The 21,315-nt window shown below is 60.3% G+C and carries 21 protein-coding genes; 10 read left to right on the top strand and 11 right to left on the bottom strand.

Annotated elements, in window-relative coordinates:
- The first annotated feature begins 186 nt into the window (after positions 1 to 186).
- Positions 187 to 531: an ArsR/SmtB family transcription factor gene (locus tag AAE484_RS01120; protein ID WP_341936477.1), complete on the top strand. Its 345-nt coding sequence runs from the start codon at positions 187 to 189 to the stop codon at positions 529 to 531.
- A 5-nt stretch (positions 532 to 536) separates the two neighbouring features.
- On the opposite strand, the gene lnt is transcribed toward AAE484_RS01120, so the two are convergent.
- The 5 genes from lnt to miaB all read right to left on the bottom strand — a co-directional run bounded on the left by lnt (position 537) and on the right by miaB (position 6,478).
- On the bottom strand, positions 537 to 2,087 hold the full coding sequence (gene lnt, locus AAE484_RS01125; protein WP_341936478.1) for an apolipoprotein N-acyltransferase: 1,551 nt from the start codon (positions 2,085 to 2,087) through the stop codon (positions 537 to 539).
- A gap of 4 nt (positions 2,088 to 2,091) precedes the next feature.
- Positions 2,092 to 2,973, bottom strand: a complete 882-nt coding sequence (locus AAE484_RS01130) for an HlyC/CorC family transporter (protein WP_341936479.1) — start codon at positions 2,971 to 2,973, stop codon at positions 2,092 to 2,094.
- Positions 2,974 to 2,990: 17 nt separating this feature from the next.
- On the bottom strand, positions 2,991 to 3,512 hold the full coding sequence (gene ybeY / locus AAE484_RS01135; protein WP_341936480.1) for an rRNA maturation RNase YbeY: 522 nt from the start codon (positions 3,510 to 3,512) through the stop codon (positions 2,991 to 2,993).
- 2 nt (positions 3,513 to 3,514) lie between these two features.
- Positions 3,515 to 4,570 (bottom strand): PhoH family protein, encoded by a 1,056-nt coding sequence (locus AAE484_RS01140; protein ID WP_341936481.1) that lies wholly within the window; start codon positions 4,568 to 4,570, stop codon positions 3,515 to 3,517.
- Between the two features lie 531 nt (positions 4,571 to 5,101).
- The gene (miaB, locus tag AAE484_RS01145; RefSeq protein ID WP_341936482.1) at positions 5,102 to 6,478 is read right to left on the bottom strand and encodes a tRNA (N6-isopentenyl adenosine(37)-C2)-methylthiotransferase MiaB; all 1,377 of its coding nucleotides are present in this window, start codon (positions 6,476 to 6,478) and stop codon (positions 5,102 to 5,104) included.
- 163 nt (positions 6,479 to 6,641) lie between these two features.
- Between miaB and AAE484_RS01150 the strand changes: the two genes are divergently transcribed.
- Positions 6,642 to 6,980 (top strand): DUF1820 family protein, encoded by a 339-nt coding sequence (locus AAE484_RS01150; RefSeq protein WP_341936483.1) that lies wholly within the window; start codon positions 6,642 to 6,644, stop codon positions 6,978 to 6,980.
- 56 nt (positions 6,981 to 7,036) lie between these two features.
- Positions 7,037 to 8,011 carry a glycosyl transferase family 90 gene (locus AAE484_RS01155; protein ID WP_341936484.1) on the top strand — a complete coding sequence of 325 codons (975 nt, stop codon included), beginning with the start codon at positions 7,037 to 7,039 and terminating at the stop codon, positions 8,009 to 8,011.
- Here the strand turns inward: AAE484_RS01155 and AAE484_RS01160 are convergent.
- The gene (locus AAE484_RS01160; protein ID WP_341936485.1) at positions 7,992 to 8,264 is read right to left on the bottom strand and encodes a hypothetical protein; all 273 of its coding nucleotides are present in this window, start codon (positions 8,262 to 8,264) and stop codon (positions 7,992 to 7,994) included. The two genes, AAE484_RS01155 and AAE484_RS01160, sit on opposite strands and share 20 nt — an antisense overlap.
- Positions 8,265 to 8,331: 67 nt before the next feature.
- Here AAE484_RS01160 and AAE484_RS01165 point away from each other — a divergent pair, with 67 nt between their 5' ends.
- From AAE484_RS01165 to AAE484_RS01180, 4 genes are all read left to right on the top strand, one after another.
- The gene (locus tag AAE484_RS01165) at positions 8,332 to 9,009 is read left to right on the top strand and encodes a 2OG-Fe(II) oxygenase (protein WP_341936486.1); all 678 of its coding nucleotides are present in this window, start codon (positions 8,332 to 8,334) and stop codon (positions 9,007 to 9,009) included.
- A gap of 132 nt (positions 9,010 to 9,141) precedes the next feature.
- Positions 9,142 to 10,590, top strand: coding sequence for a circularly permuted type 2 ATP-grasp protein (locus AAE484_RS01170; RefSeq protein ID WP_341936487.1), 1,449 nt, complete (start codon positions 9,142 to 9,144; stop codon positions 10,588 to 10,590).
- Between the two features lies 1 nt (position 10,591).
- Positions 10,592 to 11,572 (top strand): alpha-E domain-containing protein, encoded by a 981-nt coding sequence (locus AAE484_RS01175; protein WP_341936488.1) that lies wholly within the window; start codon positions 10,592 to 10,594, stop codon positions 11,570 to 11,572.
- 12 nt (positions 11,573 to 11,584) lie between these two features.
- On the top strand, positions 11,585 to 12,652 hold the full coding sequence (locus tag AAE484_RS01180) for a zinc-binding metallopeptidase family protein (protein ID WP_341936489.1): 1,068 nt from the start codon (positions 11,585 to 11,587) through the stop codon (positions 12,650 to 12,652).
- On the opposite strand, the gene AAE484_RS01185 is transcribed toward AAE484_RS01180, so the two are convergent.
- The gene (locus AAE484_RS01185; RefSeq protein WP_341936490.1) at positions 12,606 to 13,355 is read right to left on the bottom strand and encodes a peptidase; all 750 of its coding nucleotides are present in this window, start codon (positions 13,353 to 13,355) and stop codon (positions 12,606 to 12,608) included. The genes AAE484_RS01180 and AAE484_RS01185 overlap by 47 nt on opposite strands.
- Positions 13,356 to 13,784: 429 nt before the next feature.
- Between AAE484_RS01185 and AAE484_RS01190 the strand changes: the two genes are divergently transcribed.
- From AAE484_RS01190 to djlA, 3 genes are all read left to right on the top strand, one after another.
- Positions 13,785 to 14,387, top strand: coding sequence for a hypothetical protein (locus tag AAE484_RS01190; protein WP_341936491.1), 603 nt, complete (start codon positions 13,785 to 13,787; stop codon positions 14,385 to 14,387).
- A gap of 69 nt (positions 14,388 to 14,456) precedes the next feature.
- Complete coding sequence (locus AAE484_RS01195) at positions 14,457 to 16,094, top strand: protein adenylyltransferase SelO (RefSeq protein WP_341936492.1); 1,638 nt, start codon at positions 14,457 to 14,459, stop codon at positions 16,092 to 16,094.
- 81 nt (positions 16,095 to 16,175) lie between these two features.
- Positions 16,176 to 16,976 (top strand): co-chaperone DjlA, encoded by an 801-nt coding sequence (gene djlA, locus AAE484_RS01200; protein WP_445928815.1) that lies wholly within the window; start codon positions 16,176 to 16,178, stop codon positions 16,974 to 16,976.
- A gap of 1 nt (position 16,977) precedes the next feature.
- Here djlA and AAE484_RS01205 read toward each other — a convergent pair whose 3' ends face one another.
- The 4 genes from AAE484_RS01205 to dapD form a co-directional block, all read right to left on the bottom strand.
- Positions 16,978 to 17,706, bottom strand: a complete 729-nt coding sequence (locus AAE484_RS01205; RefSeq protein WP_341936493.1) for a lipoprotein intramolecular transacylase Lit — start codon at positions 17,704 to 17,706, stop codon at positions 16,978 to 16,980.
- 57 nt (positions 17,707 to 17,763) lie between these two features.
- Positions 17,764 to 18,999 carry an MFS transporter gene (locus AAE484_RS01210; RefSeq protein WP_341936494.1) on the bottom strand — a complete coding sequence of 412 codons (1,236 nt, stop codon included), beginning with the start codon at positions 18,997 to 18,999 and terminating at the stop codon, positions 17,764 to 17,766.
- Between the two features lie 80 nt (positions 19,000 to 19,079).
- Positions 19,080 to 20,216, bottom strand: a complete 1,137-nt coding sequence (gene dapE / locus AAE484_RS01215) for a succinyl-diaminopimelate desuccinylase (protein ID WP_341936495.1) — start codon at positions 20,214 to 20,216, stop codon at positions 19,080 to 19,082.
- A gap of 20 nt (positions 20,217 to 20,236) precedes the next feature.
- Positions 20,237 to 21,271 (bottom strand): 2,3,4,5-tetrahydropyridine-2,6-dicarboxylate N-succinyltransferase, encoded by a 1,035-nt coding sequence (dapD, locus tag AAE484_RS01220; RefSeq protein ID WP_341936496.1) that lies wholly within the window; start codon positions 21,269 to 21,271, stop codon positions 20,237 to 20,239.
- Positions 21,272 to 21,315 lie beyond the last annotated feature (44 nt).

Here is a 21,315-nt window from a genome sequence, read left to right on the forward strand (position 1 = left end):
TTAGTTAAATCTAAATTAGATAAATCTAAAATACAACGAAATTATGCCCATGTCACGGGTGAAGATGCAAATAATCTAAAAATAAATATTTTATAGCTAAATTAGAGGTAGCTAAATTAGAAGTATGTTGACATGGGCGTGCGCATGAGGTTTAGTATCAGCCTGATTTCTGAAGAGATGGCAACGATGAATGCATTGAGTGCGGGTCTGGAACAGATGGAGGCGCACAGCCGTGAGGCGGCCGGTCTGCTCAAACAGATGGGTAACGAGCACCGCCTGATGATTTTGTGCACCCTGGGGTCGGGCGAATTGTCCGTGGGGGAGCTGAACGAGCGCATTACCCTGAGCCAGTCGGCGCTATCGCAGCATCTGGCCAACCTGCGCCGGGCGGGTCTGGTGACCACCCGCAAGGTGTCGCAGACGGTGTATTACCGCCTGGCGGATGACCGGGCCATGCGGGTGATCAAGGTGCTACAGTCGATTTACTGTCCGGAATTGCTCGCAGAGGGGACGGCGCTGGAGGCGAACTAGCGTTCCTACTCGTACGTTTCGTTCGTCAGTTCGCGCTTGAAGCCCAGCGCCAGTCCCACCAGAACCAGTCCCGACAGCAGTGCCAGCGGATGACTGCCCCAGCGCATGAAGGGTGTCAGGCCCGAACGGGGCTGAACCTCTCCCTCCAGGTTGGTCTGCACAAACTGATCGGCGCGGGCCAAAATCTGCCCGCGCGGGTCCACCAGGGCGCTGATGCCGTTGTTGGTACTGCGGATCATCGGACGCCCGGTTTCCAGAGCGCGCATGCGCGCCATCTGCATATGCTGCAGGGGCCCGATGGAGTCGGCAAACCAGGCATCATTGCTCACGGTCAGCAGCACCTGGGAGTCGCGGGCGCTGCGGGCGACAAGGTCGGGGTAGACCACTTCGTAGCAGACCGAGGGTGAAATGCCGACATCCCCGATCTGCAGGCCTTCCTGCTCCCAGGGGCCGCGGCTGATGATGGAGGTGGGCAGGTCGAAAAAGTCGATCAGCCCGCGCAACCAGCGCTCCATGGGCACGTATTCCCCGAAGGGCACCAGCCGACGCTTGTGGTAGATACCCTCGGCCGCGCCCAGCGTGACCAGACTGTTGTAGTAGTCACCGGTCTGCTCGTTCTGGAAAATGATCCCGCTGATCATGCCCGTGTCGGTGGCGTCGGCCCGGTCCCCGATCTCCTCCAGAAATGGCGTCATCGTATGGTACACCCGGGGAATGGCCGCCTCGGGCCAGATCAGCCAGTCGTTCTGCCACAGATCCTCGCTCAGCGTTTCCAGCCGCTCCAGGGTGGGCTCGACAAAGTTCGGATCCCACTTGCGCTCCTGAGGAATATTGGGCTGGATCATGCCCACGCGCACCGGCTCACCCCGGGGCTCGGTCCAGTCGACCAGCTGAAGCGCCAGGCCCAGAGGCCAGAGTGCCAGAATCACCGCAGTCAGCAACAGCGTTGGCCGGCCTCGGCGCTCCTGGAGGAACCCCTTCCCATCAAGCAACCAGTGTGCGCCCAGCCCGGCGGTCAATACCACGATCAGGCTCAGGCCCATGACCCCGAGCAGCGGGGCCCAGCCCGCCAGCCAGGTATCGAGATGGCCGTACCCCAGGTACAGCCAGGGGAAGCCGGTCAGGAGCCAGCCGCGCAGCCACTCGCCCAGCAGATAGAGGGCGGGAAACGCCAGCAGTGAGCCGTAGCGCCGGCGGCTGAACCAGCGGCCGTACACATAGAAGGGCAGGCTGAATACCAGGGCAACAAAGGCGACGAACAGGGCGGTCATCAGTCCGGCCAGCGGGGCCGAGGCGTTGCCGTGGGTGTGAATGCTGACGTAGATCCAGGAAACGCCCATGCCGTAGAGCCCGAGCCCGAAACCCAGGGCGCGCCACCAGGCGGTGCGACCGGGCTGGCGGTGGAGCAGCAGGGCAAAGGCCGTCAGGCTCAACAGGGCGAGGGGCCAGAGATTGAAGGGGGCGAACGACAGCGGCACCAGCCCCCCGGCGGCGGCGCAGAGCAGCCAGGCAGCCCAGGCGGGCACTCGCTCGAGGGCGGCGTGAGCGGGGGTCATGGCGCTATTCAAGAATGGTCAGGCGCACCAGGTGGATCTGGCGGTTGTCGGCGTAGAGCACCCGGAACTGGAACTCGTCGATCACGGCCACTTCATTGCGCTTGGGCAGGTGACCGAACTCCTGCATCAGAATGCCGCCGATGGTGTCGAAGTCCTCTTCACTCAGGCCGGCTTTGAAGTAGTCGTTGAAATCGTCAATGGGCGTGAGCGCCTTGACGATATAGTCGGTGTCGCTGACCCGCTTGATGAACTCGTCGCTGACCTCCTCGTCGGTCTCGTCTTCGATCTCGCCGACGATTTCCTCGAGAATGTCTTCAATGGTGAGCAGCCCGGAAATGCCGCCGTATTCATCAATCACCAGCGCCATGTGGTAGCGCTTCTCGCGGAATTCGCGCAGCAGCACGTTGACGCGCTTGCTCTCCGGGACGATGTTGGCCTGGCGCAGAATCGACTCCAGGCTGAAGTCGGTGGTCTCTTCGAGCATCATGCGCAGCAGGTCCTTGGCCAGCAGGATCCCCTTGATGTCATCAAAGCTCTCGCCGATCACCGGGAAGCGCGAGTGGCCCGACTCGATGATCTTGGGCAGGAATTCCTTGGGGGTCTCGTCGATGCGGATGGCGACGATCTGGGAGCGGGGGATCATCAGCTCCCGGGCCTGAAGCGAGGAGACGTCCAGAGCGCCCTCGATGATACTCAGTGCCTCCTGATCCAGGAGCTTGTTGTTGGCCGCCTCCTTGATGATATCCAGCAACTCCTCGCGGGACTGGGGCTCGCCGTTGAACGCCTGCATCAGCTTCTGCATCCAGGATCGGTCGGTTTTCTCCGATTTGTCGCTCTTGTCAGAGTTGCGCGCCTGGAGGCTGCTACTCGAAGGGTCGTCACTCATGGGGCAGATCTGTCCTTTTAGGGTTTTGCCTGTCGGGTAAGGTTCGGCCCGTCGGGGTGGGGTTCCGCCGGCCGGGTTTCGACGTAGGGCGCCGGGTAGTTTAACCGAGTCAGAATACGGGTTTCCAGACTTTCCATCGCCTCGGCTTCGGCCGGGTCAATATGATCGTAACCTAGCAAATGCAGGGTGCCGTGCACAAGCATGTGAGCCCAGTGCGCCTGGGCGGTTTTGCCCTGCTCCCGCGCCTCGCGTTCCACCACCGGGGCGCAGACCACCAGGTCACCCAACAGTGGCAGATTGAGCTCCGGTGGCAGGTCGGCGGGGAAGGAGAGCACATTGGTGGGCTTGTCTTTGTCGCGGTAGCGAAGATTGAGCTCCCGGCTCTCCGCTTCGTCCACCAGGTAGACGCTGACTTCCGCCTCGCTCAGAGGCTGGCGCGTGCCAGCGTGTAGGGCGGCGCCGATCCAGCTTTCCAGCTGAGCGCGCTCCGGCAGGCCCGCGCTCTGGCTGGCAATGGCAATATCGATCTGTACGTCCATGTCTAGTCGGCCGGCTGTTCGTCGTCGAAGGCGTCGTAGGCTTCCACAATGCGCTGCACCAGCGGGTGGCGCACGACATCCTTGGAACTGAAGTGGGTAAAACTGATGCCGTCGACCTTTGAGAGCACATCAATGGCGTGTTTCAGACCTGACTTCTGCCCCTTGGGCAGGTCGATCTGGCTGGGGTCGCCGGTAATCACCGCCGTGGAGCCAAAACCGATGCGGGTCAGGAACATCTTCATCTGCTCGCGCGTGGTGTTCTGGCTTTCGTCCAGAATCACAAAGGCATTGCTCAGGGTCCGGCCGCGCATGTAGGCCAGGGGCGCCACTTCAATGACGTTGCGCTCGATCAGCTTGCCCACGGTCTCGAACCCGAGCATTTCAAACAGGGCGTCGTACAGCGGCCGCAGGTAGGGGTCGACCTTCTGCGCCAGGTCACCGGGCAGAAAGCCCAGCTTCTCGCCCGCTTCCACGGCCGGGCGCACCAGCAGAATCCGCTCCACATCGTCGTTGAGCAGTGCTTCCACCGCGCAGGCCACCGCCAGGTAGGTCTTGCCGGTACCGGCGGGGCCGGTGCCGAAGTTGATGTCGTTGGTCTGGACCGCGCGCACGTACTGCTGCTGATTGCCGCCGCGCGGCTTGATGGTGCACTTTTTGGTGCGAATCAGGGTCATGCCGCCGACTTGGCTGGCATTGTCCGCCGGGGTGCCGGATTCGGCAGCGCCGTCGCCGGGGGCGCGGTCGTTGAGTTGGTCCATAAGGTCCTCTATGCCAGACGTCTGTAGGGCGAGGTGGATTTCGTCGGGGGTGATGTCGCTCTCGTCGGTGTCCCGGTAGAGGCTGCGCAGCAGTTCGGCGGCGGTTTTGGTGGTCTGGGCTTCGCCGGTGAGCGCGAAGTGGTTGCCCCGGTTGCGGATTTCGATGTTGAGTCGCTGTTCGATCTGGCGCAGGTGCTGGTCGAATTGACCGCAGAGGCTGGCGAGGCGGCGGTTGTCGTCGGGTTCCAGCGTAAGTTGCTGGGTGACGGTGTCCTGGTCGGTTACGGCGTGACTATTCAATGAGGGTTCGTTCTCCTATTGGCTACTTTAACTTAAGCCTAAACCATTAACTTGACGGGGAAAAGGCAATTGTCCGGTTGTTTGTTTCTTAACCGGTCAGTTTTATGAATCTTGGGTTATATCGGGTGTATTCTCGTGCTTCATTGGTGGTTTGAGCTTCGTTGGAGACTCCGTTAGATGGTCCGGGCTCGCTATCAGGTGGTCTTTTTCGGAAACGCGGTGAATACATCCATGTAGCTCCTGCTCTTCATCCCTGAAGAGAAGGTTCCGAAAAAGACCACCTGACATCGAGCCCTATGAAATAGAGTCATGCTCCGTGCTACGTAGCGCCGATACTTCCGATTACCTCGGAGGGCTTAACTCTGCGCTACGTAGCGCCCTCACTTTCGGCTACCTCGGAGGCCTCGGTGCTGGGGAACCTTTTCTCAAACCTTCTCTTCAGGGATGAAGAGCAGGAGCCACATGGACGTGTACACCGCGTTTTGAGAAAAGGTTACCCAGTGGCGAGGCCGGACCACGCTAGATCCACCATCAAGCCGCCCAATCAGTATCAATTTCGGAGCTGAGAAGGGTGCCTCTCAGAGAGTTGGGCAATGCTTCTTCAATCAGAATATCCGCAAACTTGCCGATCAGCGCCGGATCATCGCAGCGGAAATTCACCACCCGGTTATTCTCCGTGCGGCCCGACAACTGCCCCGGGTCCTTCTTGGAATAACCGCTCACCAACACCCGCTCCGTGTTGCCCACCATCTTGCGGCTGATGTCCTGCGCCTGCTGGGTAATACGCGTCTGCAGGATTTTCAGACGCTCCTTCTTCACCTCCATGGGCGTATCGTCGTGCAGCTCCGCCGCCGGGGTGCCCGGGCGGGGGCTGTAAATGAAGCTGAAGGAAGTGTCGAAGCCGATATCGTGAATCAGCTTCATGGTGGCCTCGAAATCCGCCTCGGTCTCGCCCGGAAAGCCGATGATGAAATCCGAAGAGAAGCTGATATTCGGGCGGTTCTGCCTCAGGCGACGCAGCTTGGACTTGTACTCCAGCGCCGTGTGGCCGCGTTTCATGGCCATCAGAATCCGGTCCGAGCCGCTCTGTACCGGCAGGTGAATGTGGCTGACCAGCTCCGGCACCTCGTTGTAGACATCAATCAGGGCGTCAGAGAATTCCACCGGATGCGAGGTAGTGAAGCGAATGCGGTCGATGCCCTCGATGGCGGCCACATAGGTGATCAGCTCCGCCAGATCCACCATGGAGCCGTCGGTGTTCTCGGCCCGGTAGGAATTGACGTTCTGGCCCAGCAGGTTGACCTCGCGCACGCCCTGGCGCGCCAGGTGCACCACCTCGGCCAACACATCGGTCACCGGGCGGCTCACTTCCTCGCCCCGGGTGTAGGGCACCACACAGAAGGTGCAGTACTTGGAGCAGCCCTCCATGATCGAGACAAAGGCGCTGACGCCGTCGGACTCGGGTTGGGGCAGGTGGTCGAACTTCTCGATTTCCGGGAAGCTGATGTCCACCACGGCGCTGTCGCCCCGGGGCGTTTCGATCATCTCGGGCAGGCGGTGCAGGGTCTGGGGGCCGAAGATCATGTCCACAAAGGGCGCGCGCTTGGAGATGGCCTCGCCCTCCTGGCTGGCCACGCAGCCGCCCACGCCGATTTTCAGGCCGGGTTTGGCCTCTTTCAATGACTTCCAGCGGCCCAGCTCGTGAAACAGCTTCTCCTGGGCTTTTTCCCGGATAGAGCAGGTGTTGATCAGGATCACATCCGCCTCCTCCGGGTTCTCGGTGGACACCATCTGGTGCGATTCGCCCAGCAGGTCCCGCATGCGCGCCGAGTCGTACTCATTCATCTGACAGCCATGGGTTTTGATGTAGAGCTTTTTCGGCGTCGGAGTCGCGGTATCGGTGGTCATGGTCAGCAACCTGGTTAAAAAATGTGCAATAATGAGGAGGCGCATTATAGCGGTCTTGCCGGCCGAGTCAAAGGCCCGTCTGTCGGCCAGTAGGGGCGGACGGCGGGCGATTTTGTGCTATTCTTCGCGCCCTCTCAATTGACTGGATAACCCGAGTTGTTCTATGGCCGCAAAACCCGTCTACAAAGTCATTTTCCTCAATCAGGGACAGGTGTACGAAATTTTCGCCTGTGCCATCTATCAGAGCGAGATGTACGGCTTTATTGAAGTGGAAGAATTCGTCTTCGGCGAGCGCAGCCAGGTGGTGGTCGACCCCTCGGAAGAGAAGCTGAAAAACGAATTTGCCGGCGTCAAGCGCTCCTATATCCCCATGCACTCGATCATCCGCATCGACGAGGTTGAAAAAGAGGGCACGGGCAAGATCAGCGATGCCAAGGGCGGGGACAAGGTGGCTCAGTTCCCCTATGGTAACTTCATGCCCCGGCCCGGCTCTGATAACTGAGCCCGGTCACACACCCATTTTGCTCATACAGTAGACGCCCCGGGAGAACGTCGGTCATGAAGGCCCTGGATCAGCTGAAAAAGAACCTGCGCAAGAGCCGTGTTTACTTGAGCGGGGGCCTGCAGTCGCTCCTGCCCGCCGGGTACCTGTCACATCGGTTACCCGCGATTCTGGAGGAGCTGGAGCAGCTGCCCGATGAAGAGCGCCAGGAGCTGCTGGCGCGGGTGGATTATTACAACAAGCTGCAGGCGCCGTTCGAGTTGCCGCCCGAAGCCGAGGCCAACCGGGATTACCGGCGTGGGGACAAGAGCTTCTCCTACTTCATGGACTTCAAGCAGCTGGTGCGTTACTTCCCGGCCGAGGTGCGCTTCAACTACCTGTTTGGCGACATCACCCACGTGCCCGATGTGCCCTGTTTTCTCAAGAGCCGGCCGATCTCCAGCGGCTCGGACAACCAGAATTCGATCCTGCTCAAGCTCAACCAGATCCGGCACTATTACATGGTGCGGGATGAACTGGCGTTCGAGGAAAAGGAAGATCGGCTCATCTGGCGGGGGAAAACCGTCAACGATGACCGGATGGATCTGGTCAAGACCTATTACAACCACCCGAAGATGGACATCGGTGATACCCATCGCCAGTCCCGGGGCGAATACTACGCCAAGCCCTTTGTCTCGGTGCCGGACCAGCTGCGGTTCAAATACATCTTGAGTGTGGAGGGCATCGATGTGGCCACCAATCTCAAGTGGATCATGGCCTCCAACTCCCTGTGCTTCATGCGCCCGCCGCGCTTTGAAACCTGGTTTATGGAAGGGCGTCTGGAGCCGGGTCGGCACTACGTGGCGCTGAAGGACGACTTCTCCGACATGGAGGAGAAGGTGGATTACTTCAACCGCCATCCCGACCAGGCCAGGGCCATTGTGGCCGAAGCCAATCGCCATGTGGCCCAGTTTCAGGATGCCCGGCGCGAGCGCCTGATCGCGCTACTGGTGATGGACAAGTATTTCCGGCTCAGCGGTCAGATCGACTGAAAAACCGGATCAGTCGCCCGATCAACATGCGCAGGTGCGCCATCATCGCCCAGGCAAAACCGGCGCCGCCCACCAGCAGACTGCAAAGCACGGCGATCTCCTGGGCCAGCGACGGCTCCAGCAACTGGCTGGCGCTGTACAGACCCACCATCCCCAGAAAAAACAGCGACACGCCCTGGCGGAATTGCTGAAACCCCTGGGCCAGAGAGCCGGTGTAGTGCTGTTTTAGTGCCTGAATCCACTGTCGCCGCATAAAGTTCTGGTGTTTTGGAAAAATTGGTGTATATAGCGATTGTCTGAACGTCACAGAGATCGCCCCATTGAGCATACTGCCCGTTTCACCTCAAGGACCGTCCAACGAGAGTCGCTTCGATGAAGAGGCTCTGGATTATATCGCCCGGAGTCTGGAAAGCCAGGGCTATGCCATTGTGCCGGCGGCTCTGGCGCCGGAGTTGATCGATGCCCTGTTTCTGGAAGTGAAGTCCATGAGCGGGGCCGAGTTCAAGCGGGCCGGGGTCGGGCGCAAAGACGACTTTCAGCTTAACCGTTTTGTCCGCTCGGACAAAATCTGTTGGTTGCGGGGGGATACCGCCGCCAGTGGCGCTTTTCTGGACTGGGCGGAAAAACTGCGTCAGGGGCTCAATCGTCGGCTGTTTCTCGGTCTGTTTGACTATGAGTGCCACTACGCCACCTACCCCGAAGGCGCCTTCTATAAAAAGCATCTGGATGCCTTCAAAGGCCAGTCCAATCGGGTGCTTTCCACGGTCTTTTACCTCAACCCCCAGTGGTCCCCGGGCGATGGCGGCGAGCTGGTGATCTACGATGAGTCCGGCGAGCAGGTGCTGGAAAAGGTCCTGCCCGAATACGGCACACTGGTGATCTTCCTGAGCGAATCCTTCCCCCACGAAGTACTGCCCGCCGGGCGCGAGCGCTGCAGTATTGCCGGCTGGTTTCGAGTGAACAACAGTTCCGCGCTTCTCCCGGACCCGCCGCGATAGTCGGTACCGAAGCCTCCGCCCTCTCGACGTTTGTTGATTGAGCTGCTATCGTCAATCTTCACCGTGTCGCCCTGACACTGCGGGTGGCTCTGTTCCTTTCCTTTTCCTTATCAAGCAACAGGGAAATTGGCTATGCAGATCGACTGGCGAGACTACGCCTGTGGCGAAGCTTACGATGAGCTGATCAGCTCCCCCGGCAACCCGCGCAAAGCGGCCCGACATCTGGCAAGTTACCTGGCCTCCCTGAGTGGCGAAGAGCTCCAGGACCGAAAACTCTCGGCGGAACTGGCGATCAAGACCATGGGGATTTCCTTCACGGTCTACAGTGACGCCGGCAATATTGACCGGGACTGGCCCTTCGACATCATTCCCCGGATCATCTCCCAGCGCGAGTGGCAGAAAACCGAGCGCGGCCTGGTCCAGCGTCTCGCCGCCCTGAATTGCTTTATTGACGACGTTTACAACGATCGCAAGATCATCAAGGACAAGGTCTTTCCCGAAGAGCTGCTGGCCGACTCGAGCAATTTCCGGCCCGAATGCGTGGGCATGAAACCGGCGCTGGGCGTCTGGGCGCATGTGTGTGGTAGTGATCTGATTCGCGACCACAAAGGTCAATTTCGCGTTCTTGAAGATAATCTGCGGGTGCCCTCCGGTGTGTCCTACATGTTGGAGAACCGCAAGGTGACCAAGCGGGTGTTTCCGGAGCTGTTCGAGAACCACGCGATTCTGCCGGTCACCGAATACCCCAACCAGTTGTTCGATACCCTCGCGGCCATTTCCCCGCGCCCGCTGGATTTCCCGGAAGTGGTGGTGCTTACCCCCGGCATCTACAACTCGGCCTATTTCGAGCACTCCTACCTCGCCCAGCAGATGGGGGTGGAACTGGTGGAAGGCACCGACCTGGTGGTCGAGGACGACACGGTCTACATGCGCACGATCAATGGCCTGGCGCGCGTGGATGTGATTTATCGGCGGATCGACGACCTGTTTCTCGACCCGGAAATGTTCAACCCCGATTCGGTGCTGGGTGTGCCCGGGTTGATGCGGGCCTGGCTCAAGGGCAACGTCGCCCTGGCCAACGCCCCCGGTGCAGGCGTGGCCGATGACAAGCTGGTGTATACCTTTGTCCCGGACATGATCAAATACTACCTGGATGAAGACCCGATTCTTCCCAACGTGCCCAGTTACCTGTGCAACGACAAAAAGCAGCGGGATTACGTGCTCGCCAATCTGGACAAGCTGGTGGTCAAGCCCGCGAATGAATCCGGCGGCTACGGCATGCTGATGGGCCCCCAGGCGAGCAAAAAAGAGCGGGAAGCCTTTGCCCAGAAGATCAAGGCCAACCCGCGCAACTATATGGCGCAGCCGCTGATCGAGCTGTCCACGGCGCCGGTGGTCACACCGCGCAATGCCGAACCGAGGCACATTGATCTGCGCCCCTTTATTCTGCAGGGTCGCGAGAGCCACGTGACCCCGGGCGGTCTGACCCGGGTGGCCATGACCAAAGGCTCCTATGTGGTGAACTCCTCCCAGGGCGGCGGCAGTAAAGACACCTGGGTCGTGGTAGAGGGGGATAAATAAGATGCTGTCACGAGTCGCAGAACGCATATACTGGATGGGTCGCTACATGGAGCGCAGTGAAAACATGGCGCGCCTGGTGAATGTGAACTCCCACCTGCTGATGGACCTGCCCAAGGGCATCCGGGTCGGCTGGGGTTCGCTGATCAATATCAGCGGGACGGGCGATTACTTTCGCCGGGGCGATACGGAGCTGGCAGACGAGCGCACGGTGGTGCGCTTCATGCTGTCGGATCGGGACAACCCCTCCTCTTTATTGAACAATCTGAGTTGGGCGCGGGAGAACGCGCGCATCACCCGGGAGATCATCCCCATGGAGGCCTGGGAGCTGATCAATGATCTCTACCTGGATGTGAAGGACAACCTCTCCAAGTCGGTGGCCCGGCGCGAGCGCAACCGGGTGCTGCAACAGGTGATCACCCGGATTCAGCAGTTCACCGGCCTGTTGGCCGGCTGCATGAGCCACAACAGCGCCTACGACTTTATCCGTACCGGCCGCAATCTTGAACGGGCCGATATGACCACCCGGATTGTGGATGCCGGGTCGGCCAACCTTTTGCCCCACCTGACCGGGGGGGACGATGTCCTGGAGCCCTACGACAACATCCTTTGGATGAGCGTCCTGCGCTCCCTGAGTGCCTACCAGATGTACCGCCAGCATGTGCAGGATCGGGTCAACGCCGAGGATGTGGTGACTTTTCTGCTGCAGGATGGGCTTTTCCCCCGGGCGGTGTCCCACAGTCTGGGAGAGCTGGAGGCTTGCCTGAAAAAACTGCCCAACAGCGATGACGCGCTGCGGGCGGTGACCGGCGTCAGGCGGCGTGTGCGGACGGCGGATATCCCGGCGCTGCTGCAGACCGGCCTGAAAGAGTATATCGACAACCTTCAGCTGGAAATTGCCGATATCCATCGGCAGATTGCCAGCACCTGGTTTTTGCCGGTCGCACCCCTGGAAGCAACGCCGAGTGAGACCGTCATAACCTGACATCGAGACCCTATGAAAGACTTTTACTGTGTCTGCGGCCAGCGGGTGTTTTTTGAAAACAGCCAGTGCCTGAAATGCGGACGGGCTCTGGGGTTTGATCCCCGGAGCCAGACCATGCTGGCTTTGCAACCTCAAGCCGGTGGAGAACTGTTGAGCGACGACGGCCAGCGCTTTCGAAACTGCCGCAATCACCATGACTTTGGTGCCTGTAACTGGTTGCTCCCCGTGGACGATCAGCGGACCTACTGCCAGTCATGCCGCCTGAACAAGGTCGTTCCGGATCTGAGCGAAACCGGGACCGTGATCCAGTGGGCCAAGCTCGAAGCGGCCAAGCGCCATCTCATTTACACCCTGATGCAATTGGGGTTGCCGGTGGAGGGTAAACAGGAGGCGGCCGAACTGGGCATCTCCTTCGCGTTTCTCGAGGACAGCCGGTTCAATGCCAATGTGCGCGAAGCCTATATCGCGACCGGCCATGCCAGCGGGCTCATTACCCTCAACCTGGCCGAGGCCGACGACGAACACCGGGAAAAGACCCGCCGGCAGTTGGGTGAGTACTACCGGACCATTGTGGGCCATTTCCGTCACGAGAGCGGTCACTACTATTACGACCTGCTGGTGCGGGGCAAACACTGGGAGGCGCCGTTCAGAGAGCTGTTTGGCAACCCGGATCGGGACTATCAGAAGGCGCTGTACGAGCACTACGGACGGCCGACATCGGTCGATTGGCCATCGGGCTATATCAGTGCCTATGCCATGGCGCATCCGCTGGAGGATTGGGCCGAAACCTGGGCGCACTACCTGCACATGCAGGATACGCTGGAAACCGCCAGGGAGTTCGGCGCCATTGCGCGCAAGCCGGGTGGGCCGGATCAAGCGAGTGGAGAGGACCTGAATGGACAAGACCTGAATGGACAGGACCTCGATGAGCTGGTGGCCGACTGGATGGAACTGACGGTCACCCTCAATGCGCTCAATCGCAGCATGGGACTACCCGATGCCTATCCCTTTGTACTGAATGACCGGGTGGTGGCTAAACTTCGTTTGATTCATCAAGTGATTGCGGCTGCCAGACAATAGGCGGCAGCTTCACAAAGGCCTCGACCAGTCGGGCGTCCCAGGCTTTCTTCAGCTCGCGCAGGTACTCGTCGTCTTCGTCGAAGCGATTGTGCTGGATTGAAAAGGAATCTTTCTCGTAGATGATCAGCTCGATGGGCGGGCCGACGGTCAGGTTACTGCGCATTGTCGAATCCATTGACACCAGGGCGCAGAGCGCGGCCGTGTGCAGGTCGGTCTTGGCGGTCAGAATGCGGTCCAGGATGGGCTTGCCGTACTTGCTTTCGCCAATCTGCAGGTAGCGGGTATCCTTGGAGGTGGTGATGTGGTTGCCGGCGGGGTATACCATCATGACCCGGGGTTTGTCGCCGCGCACCTGGCCGCCGATGATAAAGCTGGCCTCGAAGCCCTTCGAGCCGTTGTTGTCGGAATGCTTCTCCTGCTGGGCCCGATTGACCTCCCCCAGGTACTCGGCCGCGTCGCTCATGGATTCGACGGTCAGCAGGCTGACCTCGGCCTCTTCCTTCACGTCCTTCTTCAGGCGCGACACCACCGCCTGCGTCGTTGCCAGATTGCCTGCCGAGAGCACCATGAACTGCCGCTCTCCCTCTACGCCAAAGCGATACATCTTGCTGTAGGTACTTACCTGGTCGACCCCGGCATTGGTGCGGGAATCCGAGCAAAACACCAACCCGTTTTCGGTGTTGATGGCTAGACAATAGGTCATAGTGGTCGTCGCTCAGCGAATCAAAGGGCGCCTAGGTTAAGAGCACACACCGGGGGCGTCAAGGCTTAGTGACGTTACAGCGCAGCCACAGGGACCTGCAGGCGGTTGTCAAATAGCCCGACAAGCACGCGGGGTCAGGGCGGGCTTCATGGCGCATGAATAAACATCGCTGAAATCAGGCCTCTGGCGCCGACCCGGCCGGCGTTACCGGCCCACAAGACTCCCGGGCGATGTTCCAAACCCGATGGTTGTCGGGCGACTTTACAGAAATGGCGCCAAAAACCACTTAAGGGGCGATATTTTGTGATCTGTGTCACGTAACGTGCTGATTACAAAGGGGTTTGAAAAGATGGCGCTTAAATTGCTATTTACCGGGTAAGTGGGTTTATGGCCCTTTTGATAGCAACCAATTATTAGTGGATCAGCGCAATGGAAGGTCGTCGTTTCAAAATCGTTTTCAAACTGCTTGTTTCCAGTTTACTGGGGTTGGCCGCCAGCCAGGCCCTGGCTTCTCCCATCACACTTGATTTTGATGGCATTGACCCGGTTGAAGGGACTGTTTCTGATCAGGGGTATGCGGGGTTTCAGTGGGATGACCGCTGGGCGTTGGGGAGCACGGATATGTCGACGGCTTACCAGGATGTCGCAGGTTCAGGTACCCAGTTTCTTTACAATGAAGGTCTGGTATCCGAGTTGACAGTGGGGCGGGATACGCCTTTCGATTTTCTGGGGGCGACTTTTGGAGCACCCGCTAACAGTTCTCGTGCCTACTGGGTCAATGTCGCCGCATTTGATGCTGATGGGGAAGTGGGGCAAACCGGCTATCATCTGTTTTTTGAAAACTCGTTTCGTATGGACACTTTGTTTCAGAGTGTTACAAAGCTGGTGATGACCTCTCATGGCGGTATTTTTACCCTGGATGACTTCACTTACCGTGACATCGAAGTGAAGGTCAACGAAGCCGGCGGTCTGATCCTCTTGAGCATCGGCCTGTTCGGCCTCTGGGCGGCCCGCCGACGCACTCAAGGCTGAGTGCGGCATTCACGCCAGCCCCAGGATCCGCATTCACGCTAAACAGGGCCAGGGTGGTACACTGGCCCCATGACTGACACAGACTCCCCCTCGTTCACTGCGCCCCATTTTGACAATCGCTTTGTGAGCTCCCTGCCTGCCGATCCGGAGACGGAGAATGTGCCGCGTCCGGTTGCCGGAGCCAGCTACAGCTGGGTCCGCCCCAAGCCGGCGCCGGCACCGCGGTTGGTGGCCTTTGCCCCTGAAGTGGCCGAGCGGCTGGATTTCAGCGAGGCTGACTGTCAGAGCGAGACCTTTCTGCAGGTGTTTGCCGGCAACCAGTTGTTGCCCGGCATGGAGCCCTACGCCAGTTGTTACGGCGGCCATCAGTTCGGTCACTGGGCCGGACAATTGGGTGACGGTCGGGCAATCAACCTGGGAGAGCTGGTCAATGCCCGGGGTGAACACTGGACCCTGCAGCTCAAGGGCGCCGGACGCACCCCCTATTCACGCGGCGCCGACGGTCTGGCCGTACTGCGCTCCTCGGTGCGCGAATTTCTCTGCAGCGAGGCCATGCATCACCTGGGGGTACCCACCACCCGGGCCCTGAGCCTGATCCTGACCGGGGACAAGGTCGAGCGGGACATGTTCTACGATGGCAACCCGCAGATGGAGCCGGGCGCGGTGGTCTGCCGCGTGGCCCGGTCATTTACCCGCTTTGGGCACTTTCAGATTCACACCGCCCGTCAGGAACACGACCAGCTCAGACAACTGGTGGATTTCACCCTGCACGCCGATTTTCCGCACCTGCTTCCGGATGGGGGAGAGCCGGACCGCGATACCTACCTCACCTGGCTGGAAGAGGTGGCGAGAACCACCGCGCAAATGGTGGCGCACTGGATGCGCGTCGGGTTTGTGCACGGAGTGATGAACACTGACAACATGTCCATTCTGGGGGAAACCATCGACTACGGACCCTACGGCTGGCTCGAGGGCTATGACCCCGACTGGACGCCCAACACCACGGATGCCCAGGGCCGGCGCTATCGCTTCGGGGCCCAACCCCAGGTGGCGCTGTGGAACCTGGCGCAACTGGCCAATGCCATACACCCGCTGATCGAGGCGGTAGAGCCGCTGCAGGCGGTGCTGGAAGTCTACCGCGAAGAGTATCAGCGCTGCTGGCAGCGCGACATGGCGGCCAAGCTGGGTCTGGCGGAATTTGAGGCCGGGGCCGATGATGAGCTGGTCGCCGAGCTGCAACGGGTGCTGCAGTTGACCGAAACCGACATGACCATTTTCTACCGGTTGCTGGCCGACTTCGATCCCCGCTTGGATGAGGAAACCGACGATCGTGACGATCAGGCACTGTTGGCGCCTCTGGAGCCGGCGTATTATCAGCCGCTGGATGAGGAGAGTCGGCGCCAGGCCGCCGACTGGCTGCGGCGCTACCGCGAGCGTCTGGTGCGCGATTCGGTGCTGCATGGCACCGACGTTCACACCCGGCGCGAGCGCATGAATCGGGTCAATCCCAAGTACGTGCTGCGCAACTACATGGCTCAGCAGGCCATTGATCTGGCCGAGCGGGGCGATTTCAGCGAGATTCACCGGCTTCAGGTGCTGCTGCGCCGCCCCTACGACGAACAACCGGAATTTGAACACTACTTCGCCCAGCGTCCCGACTGGGCGCGCGACCGGGCCGGCTGTTCAATGCTCTCCTGCAGTTCCTGACGCGACAATCGAATTAACCTATTAATCTATTAATCTATTAATCTATTTACCTATCTAGCTATCTGGAGACCAAGTTCCCGCATGATGATCCTCGGTAAAATTATTGGCGCCGTTCTCGGTTTTGCCATGGGCGGTATTATCCCGGCGCTGATCGGCCTGGCGGTCGGTCACCTGTTTGATCGTGGCTACGCCCAATTCCAGGCGGAAGGCTCGCCCGAACGCCGGCAGGAAATCGAAAAATGCTTTTTCGACACCCTGTTTACCCTCCTGGGTCATCTGGCCAAGGCCGATGGTCGGGTTTCGGAAGAGGAGGTCCGTCAGACCGAAGCCTACATGAGCGAGCTGGGCCTGACGCCCGAGCACCGGCGCGAGGCCATTGCCCTGTTCAAGCAGGGCAGCGATGCCGACTTTGATCCCGAGGCCCAGTTGGCGCGTTTCCGGGCAGTCTGTGGCCGCCGCGCCAACCTGGTGCGCATGCTCCTGGTGTATCTGGTCAATATCGCCCTGGCCGATGGCGAGCTGGATCAGGCCGAAGTTGAAGCGCTCAGACGCATTGCGGCAGGGCTGGGTATCTCGTCGGCCATGTTCGAGCAGCTGTTGCGCATGATTCGCGCCCAGAACAGTTTTGGCGGTCAGAGGGCAGGGCAGCAGGGCCCCTCGCGAGAGGATGAATTGCAGCGGGCCTACGAGGCCTTGGGGGTGGACCCGGACGCCAGCGATGCGCAGGTCAAGCGGGCCTATCGCAAGCTGATGAGCCAGCATCACCCGGACAAACTGATCGGTCAGGGCATGCCGGATGATATGGTCAAGGAGGCGACCGAGCGTTCCCAGGAGATCCGCACCGCCTACGACCTGATTACCCGCTCCCGCTCCGGCCGCTGAGTCAGCGGCCCAGCCAACGCCAGAGGAGGGCGCCGGACAGGCTCCAGAGCACCAGGATCAGAAACAGCAGCAGCAGGCCGATAAACCCGAACAGATCCGGGGCTTTCATCAGGGTGGTCATCAGTGAGTCCTGGTAGTAGAAGAACCAGGGGTTATCAGCGGGAAAGGCGTAGTCGTGCAGCCAGTAGAACACTTTGACCGGACCGATCAGAAACAGAAGCACGGCGCCGACGGCCAGGCCGGCTCCGAAAACAACCAGTATTCTCCGGGGCCCGGGCGGCGTCGGACGCGTTCGATGGATATAGAATAACAGCGCCGCCAGCAGGGCGGCCGCGACCAACCCCGCCGCATAAAAATGATTGATCAACCGCGCCACGTCATCCAGGTGGGTCACCTCCGGCGCCCGCATCAGGGTGGCGCTACCGCCCTGGGGTAGCGGGTATCGGATCTCCGCCAGCCCCTCGCCTCCGTTCTGAATACTCCGCGTGATCTCGCCGAACAACCTTTTGTGCTCGGCCGCATCCGTAGTCTCGAAGCTCTCCCGGTATCGATTCTGTGGACCGAAGGTCTCAATGTGCTTATCGATATCCAGCAACCGGTAGCCCAGCGAATAACCAAAATCCATCTGGGCCAGAAGGTGCCAGGCCAGCAGGCTGACCACCAGCAGGTGACTGATGAACAGCAGGGGCCAGAGGGCGAAACGATTAAAAAATGAGATCGGGCGTCGCATCAGGGATCAATGTTCCTTGGAGTTTGGCCCCTATCATGCCAAGAGCGGCGCCCGATGTCATGGTGGCGACGGCTGGTCCGGTTTTGGCTGTTGTGGTTTGTAGGAAAACTGCACCAGCACAATCGCCACCAGCAGTGCCCAGCCCACCCGGCTGAAAATTGTGGTCAACGACAGATCCTGATCGATCAGCACGCCGAGCACAATGGGTGAGATCGCGGTGGAGATGATCATCAATGAGCTCATCAGCGAGCGGATCGACCCCAGTTTTGCCGTGCCGTACACCTCGGCCCAGAGCGCACCGCCCACCGGACTGCCGGCGCCGATGGTCATCGCCAGAAGCATCATGAACGGGGGCGCGACCCAGTGGCCGTCGACATAGGCGAGCAAAAACACGGCGGTCATCAGCGGAATCAGAACCACCCGCAACACGCCCTGGGCGCTGAAGCGGTCGATCAGAATACCGGTCACCAGCTGTGCGACCCAGTGCGTCACCCCGTAGGCAATAAAGCAGGTGGCGAGCCAGGCGGCGGTCCAGTCCTTCTCGGCCAGTATGAAACCCTGATGAATGAAAATGCCGGTGATCATGAAGGGGCCGCCCAGCACCGTGGGCAGCGCCAGCCAGAAGCGGTAGTCGCGCAGCATTTCACGCCGACCCGCGCTGCGGGCCAACACCTTGGCTGAGGCCGTGGCGGGCACCTGGTTGGCGTCGATGGGCGAGCGGCGCAGCAGCCAGGTGATCAGGGGAATGTAGATGGCCAGGGTCACCAGAGCGATCACCCCCCAGCTGCCGCGCCATCCCAGAGAGGCGATCAGAGCCACAGCGGCAATTGGCAGCACCACTTCGCCCACGGGTACGCCGCTGGCGGAGACGCTCAGGGCCTTGCCCCGGTCATCGTCAAAATGTCGGGCCATGGTGGTCTGAGCGGTGTGCGGCAGCAGTCCCTGGCCGCAGAAGCGCAGGAGAAAAAGGCCCAGCAACAGCATCAGGGGGTGAAATGCGAACGCCAGAACCAGGCAGGCGGCGGTCAGCCCCAGAGCGGCCGCCGTGGCAAAGTAACGCAGTGGCAAACGGTCTATCAGGCCGCCAAACGTCATGATCAGCAGACCACTGGCGAGCGTGGCCAGAGAGTAGAGCGAGCCATAGCGACCCGCCGATAAGCCCAGGGAGTCCTGAATGGGAGCGCCGTACCAGCTGATGAAAAACGACTGGCCGAAGTTGCCCCAGAAGATACTGACAAAACCGAAGGCCAGCAGGGGCCAGGATTGGATGATAAAACGAAAATACTGCTGCAAGGGAAAACCTGTAATCGGATGTTCAGAACAAGTGTATTGAAAAAGCCCGACAGTGATGCCGGGCTGAATCTGCCTTTGGGTCAGGCGTCCAGCAGACGTTGCAATACGCCCTCATAGGTCCGGGTCAGAGTGTCGAGGTCATCGGCTCTGACGTACTCATTCACTTTGTGAATGGTGGCATTGACCGGGCCGAGCTCCACCACCTGAGCGCCGGTGGGGGCAATGAAGCGCCCGTCGGAGGTGCCGCCGGCGGTCGACAGCAGGGGCTTGCTTCCGGTCTCGCTCTCGACGGCGGCAACCACGGCCTCCACCAGAGAGCCTTCGGCGGTGAGGAAGGGGTGCCCGCTGAGCTTCCAGTCGAGCTCGTAGTTGAGCCCGTGCCTGTTGAAAATTGCCTCGGTGCGCTCGCGCAGTTCGGCCTCGGTCACTTCGGTGGAAAAGCGGAAGTTGAACACCACTTCCACCTCGCCCGGAATGACATTGGTCGCGCCGGTGCCACCGTTGATGTTGGACACCTGAAAGCTGGTCGCCGGGAAAAACTCATTGCCCGCATCCCACTCGGCGGCGGCCAGTTCGGCCAGCGCCGGGGCCAGTTTGTGGATGGGGTTCTCGGCCAGATGCGGATAGGCTACATGGCCCTGAGTGCCCCTGACACGGAGCACGCCGCCGAGTGAGCCGCGCCGGCCGTTTTTGATCACATCGCCCACCCGGTCGGTGCTGGAGGGCTCGCCCACAATGCACCAGTCGATCCCGGTACCGTGCTGCTGCAACCAGTCCACGACTTTCACCGTGCCGTTGACCGAGGGGCCTTCCTCATCACTGGTGATCAGAAAGCCGATGCGGCCCTTGTGATCGGGGCAGCGCGCCACAAAGTTCTCACAGGCCACCACCATGGCCGCCAGGGAGCCTTTCATATCCGCGGCGCCGCGCCCGTAAAGCACACCGTCCTGAATCACCGGCTCAAACGGCGGGTGCAGCCACTGGTTTTCCGGGCCAGTGGGGACGACATCCGTGTGGCCGGCAAAGGCCAGTAATGGCCCGCCGCTGCCCCGGGTGGCCCAGAAATTGTCCACCTCGCCAAATGGCAGAAGCTCGACGGTAAAGCCGATTTTCTCCAGGCGTTCGATCATCAGCTCCTGGCAGCCGGCGTCTTCCGGGGTCACGGAGCGCCGGCGGATCAGGTCCTGAGCGAGTTCGAGTGTCGGGCTTGGGCTCATGGTCGTTCTCGGGTCGGGGCTCAATTGTTTACATGCAGGTCTTCGTTCAACTGCACCGCGCTCTTGTTGGTCACACATTCGACCCGGCCGCTGAGTGAATTGCGACGGAACAGCAGGCCGGACTGGTTGGCCAGCTCGCGCGCTTTGACGGTGTTGACCTCGTTACCCTGCTCATCTAGCACGGCCACCTTGGTGCCGGCGGTGATGTACAGGCCCGACTCGATGGTGCAGCGGTCGCCCAACGGGATACCGGTACCGGCGTTGGCGCCCAGCAGGCATTCTTTGCCCAGGGCAATCACGATATTGCCGCCGCCGGAGAGGGTACCCATGGTCGAGCTGCCGCCGCCCAGATCGGAACCGGAGCCGACAAACACGCCTGCGGAAATGCGGCCCTCAATCATGCCGGGGCCGTCGGTGCCCGCGTTAAAGTTGACAAAGCCTTCGTGCATGATGGTGGTGCCTTCGCCCAGGTAGGCGCCGAGGCGCACGCGGGCGGTGTGAGCAATACGTACGCCCTTGGGCACCACGTAGTTGGTCATTTTGGGGAACTTGTCCACGCAGGATACTTCGAGCAGATCGCCTGCCAGACGGGCCTGCAGTTGCCGCTCGGGCAGCTCGTCCAGATCGACCGCGCCCTGGTTGGTCCAGGCTACATTGCGCAGGCAGCCGAACAGGCCGGTCAGGTTGGTGCCGTGGGGTTTAACCAGACGGTGCGAAATCAGATGTAGCTTCAGGTAGCCCTCGGGCACAGACTCGGGCGCGTTGTCTTCGGCCAGCAGGGTGGCGACCAGGGGCCGCTTGCTGTGAATGAACGCGCGGGCAATGGCCGCCTGCTCGCTGTCGCCGGCCGCATCCAGCGCGCTGGCCAGTGCCTGCATTTTGTCGACGTCCAGTTCAATGATCTGGTTGCCGCCCGTGTAATCCAGCGCTTTGACCATGGCGTCGGTTGTGGCTTCGTTCGGGTTGAGCAGAGGCTGGGGGTAAAACACTTCCAGCCAATCGTTGTTCAGGTTCCGGGTGCCGACGCCGAGGCCGAGACTGTACAGCTTGGTCATAATATCCTTCCGTTTGTATTCAGTATCAATGAGTCGTCAGTATC

This window comes from Marinimicrobium sp. C2-29 (genome assembly GCF_038419845.1).
GTDB lineage: Bacteria > Pseudomonadota > Gammaproteobacteria > Pseudomonadales > Cellvibrionaceae > Marinimicrobium.

Coding starts and splice junctions, on each gene's coding strand:
- AAE484_RS01130 (WP_341936479.1), bottom strand. CDS start 2,973: ATGAGTGACGACCCTTCGAGTAGCAGCCTCCAGGCGCGCAACTCTGAC.
- AAE484_RS01120 (WP_341936477.1), top strand. CDS start 187: ATGAATGCATTGAGTGCGGGTCTGGAACAGATGGAGGCGCACAGCCGT.
- AAE484_RS01150 (WP_341936483.1), top strand. CDS start 6,642: ATGGCCGCAAAACCCGTCTACAAAGTCATTTTCCTCAATCAGGGACAG.
- AAE484_RS01175 (WP_341936488.1), top strand. CDS start 10,592: ATGCTGTCACGAGTCGCAGAACGCATATACTGGATGGGTCGCTACATG.
- AAE484_RS01205 (WP_341936493.1), bottom strand. CDS start 17,706: ATGCGACGCCCGATCTCATTTTTTAATCGTTTCGCCCTCTGGCCCCTG.
- dapE (WP_341936495.1), bottom strand. CDS start 20,216: ATGAGCCCAAGCCCGACACTCGAACTCGCTCAGGACCTGATCCGCCGG.
- dapD (WP_341936496.1), bottom strand. CDS start 21,271: ATGACCAAGCTGTACAGTCTCGGCCTCGGCGTCGGCACCCGGAACCTG.
- AAE484_RS01195 (WP_341936492.1), top strand. CDS start 14,457: ATGACTGACACAGACTCCCCCTCGTTCACTGCGCCCCATTTTGACAAT.
- AAE484_RS01190 (WP_341936491.1), top strand. CDS start 13,785: ATGGAAGGTCGTCGTTTCAAAATCGTTTTCAAACTGCTTGTTTCCAGT.
- AAE484_RS01180 (WP_341936489.1), top strand. CDS start 11,585: ATGAAAGACTTTTACTGTGTCTGCGGCCAGCGGGTGTTTTTTGAAAAC.
- djlA (WP_445928815.1), top strand. CDS start 16,176: ATGATGATCCTCGGTAAAATTATTGGCGCCGTTCTCGGTTTTGCCATG.
- AAE484_RS01155 (WP_341936484.1), top strand. CDS start 7,037: ATGAAGGCCCTGGATCAGCTGAAAAAGAACCTGCGCAAGAGCCGTGTT.
- miaB (WP_341936482.1), bottom strand. CDS start 6,478: ATGACCACCGATACCGCGACTCCGACGCCGAAAAAGCTCTACATCAAA.
- AAE484_RS01185 (WP_341936490.1), bottom strand. CDS start 13,355: ATGACCTATTGTCTAGCCATCAACACCGAAAACGGGTTGGTGTTTTGC.
- AAE484_RS01170 (WP_341936487.1), top strand. CDS start 9,142: ATGCAGATCGACTGGCGAGACTACGCCTGTGGCGAAGCTTACGATGAG.
- AAE484_RS01160 (WP_341936485.1), bottom strand. CDS start 8,264: ATGCGGCGACAGTGGATTCAGGCACTAAAACAGCACTACACCGGCTCT.
- lnt (WP_341936478.1), bottom strand. CDS start 2,087: ATGACCCCCGCTCACGCCGCCCTCGAGCGAGTGCCCGCCTGGGCTGCC.
- ybeY (WP_341936480.1), bottom strand. CDS start 3,512: ATGGACGTACAGATCGATATTGCCATTGCCAGCCAGAGCGCGGGCCTG.